This is a genomic window from Ruegeria sp. HKCCD7255 (genome assembly GCF_013031565.1).
GTDB lineage: Bacteria > Pseudomonadota > Alphaproteobacteria > Rhodobacterales > Rhodobacteraceae > Ruegeria.
In genome coordinates, this window is the sequence record NZ_WQAG01000006.1 from 234,848 (window position 1) to 247,048 (window position 12,201).

A 12,201-nucleotide genomic window follows, 5' to 3' on the forward strand; every position below is an offset into this window, starting at 1 on the left:
TGTTTGCGCTAAAGTCCGGCGGAACGAGACTTCAGGGGGAGAGCAGCCATGACCTATATTCTGGCAATCGATCAGGGTACCACATCATCACGGGCCATTCTGTTTGACGCCAAGATGCAGCGTGTGGGTACTGCGCAGCAAGAATTTCCTCAGCATTTCCCGCAGGAAGGCTGGGTCGAACATGACCCCGAAGATATCTGGAACAGTGTTGTGGCCGTCTGCCGCGAGGTGATGCAGACCGTTGGAATTTCCGCCGACCAGATAGCCGGGATCGGTATCACCAATCAGCGCGAAACCACGGTGATCTGGGATCGCCACACAGGTCAGGCCATTCACAACGCCATTGTCTGGCAAGACCGCCGCACATCCGAGATTTGCGCCACCCTGCGCGAGGCCGGATCGGAAGAAGATGTCACCGCCCGCACCGGACTGCTGCTGGACCCGTATTTCTCGGGCACCAAAGTCAAATGGCTGCTGGACACTGTACCCGGCGCGCGCGACCGCGCCGCCGCCGGAGATCTGCTCTTCGGAACAATCGATACCTTCCTGATTTGGCGCCTGACCGAAGGTCGATCGCATGTCACGGATGCCAGCAACGCGGCCCGTACCTTGCTGTTTGACATCCATCAGGGCGAATGGAGCGCTGAGATTTGTGATTTGCTGGATGTGCCGCGCGGCATGTTGCCTGCGGTACAGGACTGCGCCTCGGATTTCGGGGAAACGACGTTGTTTGGGGGCACGATTGCGATCCTAGGCGTGGCCGGTGACCAACAAGCTGCAACAATCGGGCAGGCGTGTTTCGAACCGGGAATGCTCAAATCGACCTATGGTACAGGCTGTTTCGCGCTGCTGAACACCGGCGATGCGCCGGTGATGTCGAAAAACCGCCTGCTGACAACCATCGCCTACCAGTTGGACGGAAAACGCACCTATGCGCTGGAAGGATCAATCTTTATCGCCGGTGCCGCTGTGCAATGGCTGCGCGACGCCTTGCAGATCATCGACAACGCGGCCGAAAGCGGTGACCTGGCGGCGCGTGCGGATACCACTCAGAATCTCGTTCTGGTTCCTGCCTTTACCGGTCTGGGCGCGCCCTATTGGCAGCCGGATTGTCGCGGGGCGATGTTTGGCCTCACCCGAAACTCGGGCCGGGCCGAGATTGCGCGCGCCACGTTGGAAAGCATCGCCTTCCAGACCCGAGACTTGTGGCACGCAATGCAAAGCGACTGGGGCGCGGATACGGATGTAACCTTGCGGGTCGATGGCGGCATGAGCGCGTCGGATTGGACCATGCAAGGCCTTTCGGACATTCTGGGAGCGCCGGTTGATCGTCCGGTCATGCAGGAAACAACGGCCCTGGGTGCCGCCTGGCTGGCCGGGATGCGCGCGGGAATTTACCCGCAACAGGATGAGTTTGCGGCAACATGGGCTCTGGACCGGCAATTCCAGCCCGCAATGGCGGCTGACAAACGTGATACGGCCTATGCGCGCTGGCAACGCGCAGTTGCGGCGGCAATGGCGTTCTGAACAGGCTTAGCTATGGTCTTTCATCAGGCGCTGCTTTTGGCGTGACCAATCGCGCTTGGCCTGCGTCTCGCGCTTGTCATGGGTCTTTTTACCCTTGGCGATGCCGATTTTGATTTTGGCCCGGCCCTTGTGGTTAAAGTACAAAACCAGGGGCACAAGGGTCATGCCCTTGCGTTGCGTGGCGTTCCACAGATCCGACATCTGCTTACGCGAGACCAGCAGCTTGCGACGGCGGCGTTCTTCGTGCTTGAAGGTTTTCGCCTGCTCATAGGGCGCGATATAGCTGTTGACCAGCCACAGCTCTCCGTCATCGACCGAGGCATAGCTGTCGGCGATATTCGACCCGCCTGCACGCAGGGATTTAACCTCGGACCCTTCCAGCACGATCCCGCATTCAAGATCGTCCTCGATTGCGTAATCGAAACGGGCCCGCCGGTTTTCGGCGATCACTTTGTAATTCGGGTCTGTCTTCTGCTTGGCCATGACGCGTTGATGTAGGCGGCTTGGCCCGTCCATGCAAGACAGGCTGATGCGTCAATGGTCAGGAATTGGCGGAAATAATCAGGTCTGGCCCGAAAATCGTATCCGCATGATTGTGCAGATAGATCTTCAACCACGGGGTAAACCTGTCGGGGTGGCGTTTCACCTCGGCCAGAAGGTCATGGTAGTCGACCCAACGGATATCCATCACTTCGTCAGGGTTAGGCTCGATTTTCAGCGGCCCGCGCACATGGGCCAGAAAGACATCGACCACCTCATTCTCGATTAGGCCATTGCCCACATCCGCATGATATTCCAGGCGGTGACGGTATTCGGGGTAAAGGCCGGTAATCCCCAGCTCTTCGCGCATCCGCCGCACGGCGCAGGCTGATGGCACCTCGTCCCAATCGGGATGAGTGCAGCAGGTATTCGCCCACAAACCGGGCGTGTGGTACTTGCCCATGGCGCGGCGCTGCAGAAGGATCTGGGTTCCACGCACGACAAATACGGAAACGGCCTTGTGCCGCAGCCCCTTTTTATGGGCTTCCAGTTTTTCAACAGGGGTCAGAACGCCATCGACCCAGGCCGGGATCATGATACCCATCTGTTGTTCTCTCTTGTTACTGGTTCAAGTTTTGAGGTGCATAGACCTGATCAATTACTGATGCTTCCAAACTGGTGGTGATCTGCCCAGCAATCAACAGCACGAAAGGCCGCAGGGGGGTGCGGCCTTTCAGAAAAATCAGAACTGGATCAAATGTCCTAGTTATTCGCCCGAAACGCTGACGATATAGGCATAGACATCCTCGGCCCCTGATTTCAGGCGGAACGTCATTTTCGACTTGGCTGATGTTTCCCCCAGATAGTCTTTCAAAAAGGCTTTCGGGTCTTTGGTATATTCCACAAAGCTTGCTTCGTCCCAAACCAGCCCGTTTTCACCAGCGGCCACGATGCTGTCGCCGTATTTGAAGCCCTCGACCGTTCCCGCAGTCCGATCCGCAATGCCGTAGAGGTTGGGCCCGGTCTTGCCACCCTTGACGATGACCTCTCCGGCAGGATCAGCGATCAGGTGGCAGGATTTGCATTTGTTGAAAGCCTTCTTACCGGCTTCTGCGTCCCCTTCGGCAAAGGCGGGCATGGCCAGCAGACCCATCAGTGCAGTGGCGAGAATGCGATTCATGTGAAAACTCCACGTTCTTTCAGCTTACGCAATAGGTGCTGTGCGCAGTAGAAGAGTCAACGCGCGGATTGCCGCGCGTCCGGGTCGTTCAACTGCGCCCAGCACGGCAATAGGTCCCCGGGTGCGGGAGTCGCAAGGTAAACCGCCCGCGCAATCGCGCGCGCCAGACACAGCGACGCGACATGGCCCAGCATCGCCATGACGGACGGATCAACCTTCTGCGCCCGGGTGCTGACGCCGAAAACAAGATCTCCGTCACCCGGTGTATGGGCCGGAAACACAGCGCGCGCGATCCCGTCATGGGCCGCTGTTGCAAGCCTTTGGCATTGCGCTTTGGTCAAGGCAGCATCGGTTGCGACAATCGCGATTGTGGTGTTCGCTTGATCGGGTTTCGCGGGATGCATAGCCTGCGCCTTGCGGCTGGCGGGGAATTCGCCAAGCCCGGATGCGGGATCTGGCCCAAGCCCGCCAAACTCGGCCCCAATCTCGAACGGTGCGGCCCAGAAATGGCGATCTTTAGGCGTGGTCACGCTGCCCATAGGATTGGCAGCAACCAAAGCCCCGACAGTAATGCCGTTTTCCAACCTGCAAGAGGCCGAACCGAGCCCCCCCTTGTGCATCGCCGCAAGCGCTCCTGTTCCTGCTCCGACCGAGCCCAACGAAAACTGATCGGAGGCCGATCGATAGGCCGCAGCCCCTAGCGCGCGATAAGGGTTATCATCCCAATCCTTGTCGCCACCGTTCAGCAGATCAAACAGGATTGCGCCGGGAACAATGGGCACGATGGCCTGACCCACCTGAAACCCGCGACCATGCGCGCGCAACATATCCGAGACGCCAGAACAGGCATCCAACCCAAAGGCAGAGCCGCCGGAAAGGGCGATGGCATCCACATGTTCAACCGACTTGTCCGAGGCCAGCAAATCAGTCTCACGCGTTCCTGGTGCGCCACCCATGACATGCACCGAGGCCAATAATGGCGCATCGGCAGTCAGCACCGTTGTACCCGATTTCAGGGCATCGTCCTGCGCATTGCCGACGAGTATACCGGGGACATCGGTGATCATGTTTCGGGGTCCGGGTGTCATGTTTGTCTTTTTTGTTAGATCAGAAGCGCGCTATCGCGCGCTGCCTTCGGCGGAGGTATTTTGGAACAGAAGAAGCGGTGAATCAGATACATCTGCCACCATCGACTTCGAGCGCTGTGCCTGTGATCATGCTGGCCTCGTCCGAGCAGAGAAAACAGGCCGCATTGGCCATGTCTTCGGGGGTTGAGAAGCGGCCCAACGGGATGGTCGAGAGGAACTTGGCGCGGATCTCGGGCGTGTCTTCACCCATAAAGGATTTCAACAGCGGGGTTTCCCCGGCCACCGGGCAGATCGCATTTACGCGGACACCTGTGGGGGCGAGTTCAACGGCCATGGTTTTGGTGGCCGTGATCATCCAGCCTTTGGAGGCATTGTACCAGTTGAGATTGGGGCGCGGCGACAGGCCTGCGGTGGAGGCGACGTTGAGGATTGCGCCAGAGCCGCGCGCCTTCATCGCCGGAACAAAGGCGCGGGCGGTCAGGTAGACGGATTTCATGTTGACGGTGAAGACCCGGTCGAAATCGTCTTCGGTGACGTCTTCCAGCGGGGTGGGCAGATGGGTGACACCAGCATTGTTGACCAGAATGTCAATCGGACCGGATGCATCCGCCATGGCCTGAACCGATGCGGCATCACCGACATCGACTTGTTGGGCGGTCGCCTGAGGGCCGAGTTGATCAGCATGGTCAGCGGCGGCCGCACCATTGATGTCCGCGATTACAACACGAGCGCCTTCGGCCAGGAATTTCTGCACAATCCCGGCACCAAAGCCGGATGCGCCGCCTGTGACGATAGCGGTTTTTCCCTCTAACCTCATACGTTTGGTCCCCCTTTTACCGGGTCAGATTAGCGTCGCGCTTGAAAGATGCCAGATCAATCTTCTGACACTTTGCCCCGCAGCGCTTTGACATCGCCGCGGGCCTTCTTTGCCGCAAGCCTGCGTTTGACCGACCCATAGGTGGGTTTGGTGGCGAGCCTGCGTTTGGGCTTGACCAATGCTCGGGTGATCAGCTCGGCCAGCCGCGCGCGGGCGATTTCTCGGTTGCGGGCCTGACTGCGCGTCTCTTCGCACTGGATGATGATCGCACCGTCTTTGGTCCAGCGCCGCCCGGCCAGTCGCTTCAGCCGGGCCTTAACCGGGTCGGGCAACGCGGGCGAGCGCGCGGCTTCGAACCGCAACTCGACAGCGGTCGAGACCTTGTTGACGTTTTGCCCACCGGGACCGGACGAGCGGACAAAGCTCTCGGTCATTTCCCAGTCTTGAATGGCGATATCGTCGGTTATGCGCAACATGGGCGCGACCTTAACCGGCGCACGCGAAAACAGAAAGGGCCGCCCCGGCGGGACGGCCCTTCGAAAGTTCAGGAGGTCGGGTCGGTTAGATCAATCGACCAGCCGGAGCAAACGCTCCACCAAGGGCTGCCCTAGTAGGCGGTCCCCCCGGTTGTTCCGACACCTCTCTCCAATCTCTTTCTTGACACTGGATCACCTCCTTTTCTATCTGTTGCGGTTAATTCTGAGCGTGGCACAAGTTGTGCCAATCTCAAAGCACTTTTTTACGCAGGCTGTGCTGTCAGCCGACCCACGATCACTTTGAACGGAATCAAGGCGATCAGGGCCAGAGACAGTTTGACCAGCCAATCAGCGAATGCCAGCGTTACCCAAAGCGGTGCCATGGGACCGGTCAGCATGAAGGGCACAGGCTCCCACGCCCAGCTGATAGCAGCGTCGGCATTGGCCCCGAAGAAGGCCACCGAAGCCGAGAAAGCCAAGGTGAAGAAAATCGCGGTATCCAGGGCAGATCCTACAAGGGTCGAGACCAGCGGCGCGCGCCACCATTGACCGCCGCGCATGGCGTTGAAAACGGTGACATCGGTCAATTGCGCGATCAGGAAGGCTGTACCCGAAGCCACGGCGATGCGCAGCGGCACGGCGGCATAGGTAAAGCCATCACCTTGCAGAATGATCTGGCTGCCGATCAGCGAACAGATGATACCGGTGACGAACCCGGCAAAGACAACCTTGCGGGCGGGACCCACGCCATAGACGCGGTTCATGATGTCGGTGACCAGAAAGGCCAGTGGATAGGTGAAAGCACCCCAGGTCAACAACCCATCAAGGATCAGGAATTGGACCAGAATGTTTGAAGCCACAACAATGGTGGCCATGGCAATGATGCCGGGAATAAAGCTGCGTTGCATGTTTTGATGCCCGTTTTGACAAGGTAGCGGCGACTTGGCCAAGGGACCGTCCCAAGGCAAGCCGTGCGTTTAGACCTTTGCCAAAGGCCTGTCAATCGGGCAGCAGATATTCCACCAGCTCGGTGCGTTGCAGGGCCAGGAAGTTGTCATCCGAGATCATGGTGGCGCGCAACCGGTCTTGCCCGTCGCGCCATACGGACAGCCCTTCGAGGTTGTCATGGGTACCGGTGCCAGTTTCAAACAGGATTTCCTCGGACCCGGGGCTGTCGTCAACAATGTCCCACCGGCGCAATCGCGAGCGAAAGCCCAGTACCGAAACAGCCCGCTCGAGCACGTAAAGCCGCCCATCCGGGCCGAAATCAGCCGAAACCGGCTGAAACTTGCCCCGTGCAGGCAGGCCAAACGGGCTGGACCAAGCCTGACCGTCCCAGCGATAGACCAGTATTTCGCCATTTGCAGCCCGGCTTTTCTCGGTCAGGGCTAGCAGGCGGCCTTGGGCATCTATCGCCAGACTTTCGAACGACCCGTTCCGGGACAAAGCGTCAAACACCTTTGGGCGGGGCAGAACTTTTGATCGAGCGTCGGGCGCTTTGAAATGGGCCACCCGGTGGACGCCTTCAAACGAGATGAAAAAGCTGCCATCGCCTGCCAACGCAAGCCCCTCGGAATCGCCTGCCGCCCCTTTCATGATCTGGCCTGTGCTGGATAGCACAGGCCATTGATCCTGCACGTCAATCGCCGAGATCTGATCACCCTCACGCGTGATCCGGGCGGTCAGCATGTGGGCGCGGTCGCTGAGCGCCAGCATCTGGTGGCCATTGTCCGAGATGTGCAGCGCTGAAAACCCGCCGAACCATTCCGCAGGGTGGCGCCAGGCATAGCTTTGCAGATGGGTGGCGGTCTTGACCTCAACCGCCCACGCGGTTCCGACCCACAGAAAAGCTGCGATCAGTTGGACTGTAAGACGGCGGCGCATTGTTGGGGCAGATCCGCCAGAACATATTCACGTCGTTTCTTGGGGGCCGGAGCGTTCGGGTCCGGCGGCGGTGGGTTCAGGATGTTCTGCACCCATTGCTGCGCTTCGGCACACCCATCGCCCTTTGGTGGCGGATCCTGATTGACGCAGCCTTTGGACCCTCTGGGACAGTTTAATCGCACATGGAAGTGATAGTGATGCCCCCACCAGGGGCGGATCTTTCGCAGATAGGCTTTGTTGCCTTTTTCGTCATTGCACATCTGCACCTTGGCACCCGGAAAGACAAAAATCCGCGCCACGCGCTTGTCTTTGGCGGCCGCACGCAGCACTGCGTGATGCTGCTTGGTCCAGTTTCCATTTACATAGGCCCCGTTGGCGCGGCGCAGGGAAATGGATGAGATGTTCTCGCGCGCGCTGCGGCTCAAGCGCATATTGTCGCCGGGCAGCATCCAGATATCGATATCCAGCCCCAGCTGATGGCTGCGGTGACCGGATGTCATCGGCCCGCCCCGCGGCTGGCTGATATCCCCGATATAGAGCCCATTCCAGCCCGGTTGTTTGGCCGCAAAACGGCTGAGGTTCTGCACATAGTCAATGGCCTCGGGATGCCCCCAATTGCGGTTGCGCGACAGGCGCATGGCCTGCCAGGTCGGTCCCGTCTCGGGCAGTTGCACTGACCCCGCCGCGCATCCGCGCGAATAACTGCCAAAAGCGGCTGCTTTCTGGGTAGAACCCGCCTTTTGAGCCCCGAACAATTGTTTGGCCAAAGGCTCGGCCCCGGCGGTCTGTGCAAATAAAAGCGCCGCTATGAGTATGAAAAAACGTCGTAAAATCATCTGCTCTGATCTCCTTCCGCCTTTACCCAGCGCATTAGGATCAACCCCAGGATAAACAACAAAATGATCGGTGACACCCCCAGACGTGCACTGCCGGTGACCGTTGTTGCAATCCCGATCAGCAAGGGCGCCGCAAAGGCCGTTGCGCGCCCTGATAGACCATAAAGCCCAAAGCTTTCGACCGGAGCGTCCGGATCTGTGTGACGCACCATCATGGACCTGCTGGCCGATTGCAGAACACCACCCATGCCGCCGATCAGGATACCGCATCCGAAAAAGACCATATCCGGCAGGCCCGATCCTTCTGGCAAAGAGATCCCGTAGATCTGAGTTCGGTCCATCGACACGACGGTCAGACAAACAAAGATCAGCACCCAGATCGCAACAAGAATGACGGGTTTAGGGCCGTACTTCTTGTCGAGCTTGCCACCAATCCAGGAAAAGATGGCCGAAGCCAGAACGCTTACGATTCCAAAGACCCCGATCTTGATCAGATCCCATTCCAGCACAAGGCGCGCATAGACGCCACCAAAGCTGTAAAGCCCATTCAACGCATCGCGATAGAACATGGACGAGCCCAGATAGGTTGCCAGGCTGACCCGGTGGCGCAGGTCCGAGATGGATTTCCCCAGCAATCGCAACGCCTCGCCCAGACTGCCATGTTTGCCGCTGTCGGGATCATCGCGAACCCACAGGAAATAGGGCACCATAAACAGGATGAACCATGCAGCCGTAAAGGGCCCGACAAATCGGGTGCCTTCCTGCGCGGCTGCATTCAGGCCCAAAGCAGGCTCTAACCCGATCAAAGTCTTGCCATTGGGTTGTTCGACAAACAACAGCAGCATGATCGCCAGTGAGATCAGACCGCCGAAATACCCAAAGGCAAAGCCTGACCCCGAGATCTCGCCGACTTCGTTGTCATCCCCCAGATCAGGCAACTGAGAGTTGATGAAGACCAGTGCATATTCCGCGCCTACAAAGCCCAGACCAAAGGCGGACAGCATCAGCCACATGTTCGAGCCATCCGGCATCGTGTACCACAGCGCCGCCGAGCCCACGACATACATCACCGAAAACCCGAAAATCCATGGGATACGCCGTCCGGTCACATCGGCCATGGCGCCCAGCAGAGGCGCACCAAATGCGATGACAAGGCCGGTGATCGTCAAGCAATTTGCCCATACGGTCTGCGCCCGCGCCGCTGCGGCCTGCGCATCGAGCCCGGTGCCCGAAAAATACCCCGCTGCAACGCCCGCAAAGTAAGGACCAAAGACAAAGGTGACCAAAAGCGAATGGTAAGGCTGACTGGCCCAGTCAAAGAACCACCACCCCCAGATGCGCTTGCGCTTGGAAATTACCGCCATGCCTGTCCCTGCTTATCGTTGACTTTATAAGACGAGGCTTTGGACCGTTTCGCAAGCGTTCTGTTGGCGCAGACTTGCTCTTTGCCGCAGGGCGGCTTAGGTCTCAGGTCATACGAAAACGGAGTTTCTATGCTGTCGCTGATCCAAATCCTGCTTCTGATCCTGGACATTGTCTGGTTCATAATCCTCGTCCATGTGATCATGAGCTGGCTGATCAACTTCCAGGTGCTGAACCTTCATCAACAACTGGTGGCACAGATCTGGTATGGGCTGAACCGCTTGCTGGAGCCGATATACGGACCAATCCGACGCATTCTGCCGAATATGGGCGGATTGGATCTTACACCGTTGGTTGTTTTGATCATCGTCTATGCGCTTCGGATTATTCTGGTCAACAACGCGGTCTATTTCGTCTGACCACTTGTTCACTGAATCTTAGTATGTGATTGTCCTGTCTTAAGAGCAGTTAAACGATAAGACAGGGCACCCAAGCAGATGCTAGACGCCGCACCCTTGTTGCGAGATGTCTTTGGATTCGACTCCTTCCGCCCCGGGCAGGAAGAGATTGTCGAGGCCGTGACCGCCGGTGAAAACGTGCTGGCCATCATGCCAACGGGTGGCGGTAAATCCCTGTGTTTTCAACTGCCTGCCCTGCAGCGCGACGGGGTGACTGTGGTCATCTCGCCCTTGATTGCCCTGATGCGCGACCAGGTGCGCGGCTTGCAGGAATCCGGCGTTGCAGCGGGTGCTCTGACCTCGGGCAATACCCCCGAAGAAACCGACGCCGTGTGGGATGCTCTGGAAGAGGGTCGGCTGAAGCTCCTTTACATGGCACCCGAGCGTCTGGCCGCAGGGTCAGCACTGGGGATGCTGCGGCGGATCAATGTCAGTTTGATCGCGGTGGATGAGGCTCATTGCGTCAGCCAGTGGGGCCACGACTTCCGCCCGGACTATTTGCGGATCGGGGAACTGCGGCGCGCGTTGGATGTGCCGCTGGCGGCATTCACCGCCACAGCCGATGCGGAAACGCAGGATGAGATCGTCCAAAAGCTGTTTGACGGAACCGAGCCGCGCAAGTTCCTGCGTGGCTTTGACCGGCCCAATATTCATCTGGCCTTTGCCGCCAAGGACGGGCCGCGCAAACAGATCCTGGATTTTGCCGCTGCGCGAAAGGGTCAATCCGGCATCCTCTATTGCGGCACCCGTAACAAGACCGAAGTGTTGGCGCAGGCCCTGCGCGCTGAAGGGCATGTGTCCTGCCATTATCACGGCGGGATGGAGGCGGAAGACCGCCGCACCGTGGAAACCCGGTTTGCCCGCGAAGACGGTCTGATTGTCGTGGCGACGGTGGCCTTTGGAATGGGGATCGACAAACCCGATATCCGCTGGGTCGCCCATGCGGACCTGCCCAAATCCATCGAGGCCTATTATCAGGAAATCGGCCGCGCGGGCCGTGACGGCGCGCCTGCCGAAACGCTGACTCTGTTCGGCCCGGATGACATCCGCCTGCGCCGGTCTCAGATTGATGAGGGCCTGGCCCCGCCAGAACGACGGATGGCCGATCACGCGCGATTGAATTCCTTGCTTGGGTTGGCCGAAGCGTTGCAGTGCCGTCGTCAATCCCTGTTGGGATATTTCGGCGAACAGGCCGAACCCTGCGGGAATTGCGATCTGTGCAACAGCCCACCCGAGGTGTTCGACGGTACCACACCTGTCCGCATGGCCCTGTCTGCCATTTTGCGCACCGAGGAATGGTTTGGTGCAGGTCATCTGATCGACATCCTGCTGGCCAATGAGACCGACAAGATCCGCGCCCGCCGCCATGATGCGCTCTCGACCTGGGGGATCGGCAAAGACTGGTCGCGCCCGCAATGGCAGGCGGTTTTCAGGCAGATGATGGGGCATGATCTGGTGCGCCCCGACCCCGACCGCCACGGCGCGCTACGCATGACCGAAGCCGCGAAACCCATTCTGAAAGGCGAGGCGCAGATCAACTTGCGCAAAGATACGATCCGCAAGGCCACGCGCCGCCCGGCAGTCAAGGCTATGGTGGCCGAGGAAGACGCGCCGCTGTTGTCAGCGCTCAAGGCCAAGCGCCGCGCCCTGGCCGAGGCCGCGCGGGTTCCGGCTTATGTGATTTTCCCCGATCGCACCCTGATCGAGATGGCCGAGAAGCGCCCGATGACATTGGACGAAATGGCTCGTATCGGCGGCGTTGGCGCCAAAAAGCTGGAACGCTATGGCGATACGTTCCTTGAGGTGGTCGCGGGCGAGGCCAAAGCACTGCATCCTGCGCGCCGCAAGCTGGCGGGTCGTGAACAGGGCGAGATTTATGATCGTCTGCTAGAAGTACAGTCGCAATTGTCGCGCGGCCCCGAAGGGATCGACAAACCGCTGACTTGTTCAGCCGCGCAATTGGCCAAGGTGGCGCAGATGCGCCCGGACGACCCGCGCGGGTTGGAACAGCTATTGGGCGATCGCCGTCACGAAAGGTTTGGTGCCGCGTTTCTGGACGTGCTGCAACAGGCGAGCTAGATACGGCGGGTCAG

Annotated in this window: 13 protein-coding genes; 3 read left to right on the forward strand and 10 right to left on the reverse strand. The window is 59.0% G+C overall.

The window, feature by feature from the left end:
* The first annotated feature begins 48 nt into the window (after positions 1-48).
* A complete protein-coding gene (gene glpK, locus GOX45_RS13420) occupies positions 49-1,527 on the forward strand; it encodes a glycerol kinase GlpK (RefSeq protein WP_171101652.1) in 1,479 nt (492 codons plus the stop codon).
* Between the two features lie 6 nt (positions 1,528-1,533).
* On the opposite strand, the gene smpB is transcribed toward glpK, so the two are convergent.
* The 10 genes from smpB to GOX45_RS13470 form a co-directional block, all read right to left on the reverse strand.
* Positions 1,534-2,010 carry an SsrA-binding protein SmpB gene (gene smpB, locus GOX45_RS13425; RefSeq protein WP_171101653.1) on the reverse strand — a complete coding sequence of 159 codons (477 nt, stop codon included), beginning with the start codon at positions 2,008-2,010 and terminating at the stop codon, positions 1,534-1,536.
* Positions 2,011-2,068: 58 nt separating this feature from the next.
* Entirely contained in the window at positions 2,069-2,611 is a 543-nt protein-coding gene (gene idi, locus GOX45_RS13430) for an isopentenyl-diphosphate Delta-isomerase (RefSeq protein WP_171101654.1), read from the reverse strand.
* Positions 2,612-2,773: 162 nt separating this feature from the next.
* The gene (locus GOX45_RS13435) at positions 2,774-3,187 is read right to left on the reverse strand and encodes a cytochrome c family protein (protein WP_171101655.1); all 414 of its coding nucleotides are present in this window, start codon (positions 3,185-3,187) and stop codon (positions 2,774-2,776) included.
* 56 nt (positions 3,188-3,243) lie between these two features.
* Complete coding sequence (locus GOX45_RS13440) at positions 3,244-4,275, reverse strand: P1 family peptidase (RefSeq protein ID WP_171101656.1); 1,032 nt, start codon at positions 4,273-4,275, stop codon at positions 3,244-3,246.
* A gap of 82 nt (positions 4,276-4,357) precedes the next feature.
* The gene (locus tag GOX45_RS13445) at positions 4,358-5,092 is read right to left on the reverse strand and encodes an SDR family oxidoreductase (protein ID WP_171101657.1); all 735 of its coding nucleotides are present in this window, start codon (positions 5,090-5,092) and stop codon (positions 4,358-4,360) included.
* Between the two features lie 56 nt (positions 5,093-5,148).
* Entirely contained in the window at positions 5,149-5,568 is a 420-nt protein-coding gene (gene arfB, locus GOX45_RS13450; protein WP_171101658.1) for an alternative ribosome rescue aminoacyl-tRNA hydrolase ArfB, read from the reverse strand.
* Between the two features lie 263 nt (positions 5,569-5,831).
* Positions 5,832-6,476, reverse strand: coding sequence for a queuosine precursor transporter (locus tag GOX45_RS13455; RefSeq protein ID WP_171101659.1), 645 nt, complete (start codon positions 6,474-6,476; stop codon positions 5,832-5,834).
* 91 nt (positions 6,477-6,567) lie between these two features.
* The gene (locus GOX45_RS13460) at positions 6,568-7,452 is read right to left on the reverse strand and encodes an esterase-like activity of phytase family protein (protein ID WP_171101660.1); all 885 of its coding nucleotides are present in this window, start codon (positions 7,450-7,452) and stop codon (positions 6,568-6,570) included.
* The gene (gene mepA / locus GOX45_RS13465) at positions 7,425-8,288 is read right to left on the reverse strand and encodes a penicillin-insensitive murein endopeptidase (RefSeq protein ID WP_171101661.1); all 864 of its coding nucleotides are present in this window, start codon (positions 8,286-8,288) and stop codon (positions 7,425-7,427) included. The genes GOX45_RS13460 and mepA overlap by 28 nt, the downstream gene beginning before the upstream one ends.
* Positions 8,285-9,652 carry an MFS transporter gene (locus GOX45_RS13470; protein ID WP_171101662.1) on the reverse strand — a complete coding sequence of 456 codons (1,368 nt, stop codon included), beginning with the start codon at positions 9,650-9,652 and terminating at the stop codon, positions 8,285-8,287. The genes mepA and GOX45_RS13470 overlap by 4 nt, the downstream gene beginning before the upstream one ends.
* Positions 9,653-9,781: 129 nt before the next feature.
* Here GOX45_RS13470 and GOX45_RS13475 point away from each other — a divergent pair, with 129 nt between their 5' ends.
* On the forward strand, positions 9,782-10,069 hold the full coding sequence (locus GOX45_RS13475) for a YggT family protein (RefSeq protein WP_171101663.1): 288 nt from the start codon (positions 9,782-9,784) through the stop codon (positions 10,067-10,069).
* Positions 10,070-10,147: 78 nt separating this feature from the next.
* Positions 10,148-12,187 carry a DNA helicase RecQ gene (recQ, locus tag GOX45_RS13480; RefSeq protein WP_171101664.1) on the forward strand — a complete coding sequence of 680 codons (2,040 nt, stop codon included), beginning with the start codon at positions 10,148-10,150 and terminating at the stop codon, positions 12,185-12,187.
* Positions 12,188-12,201 lie beyond the last annotated feature (14 nt).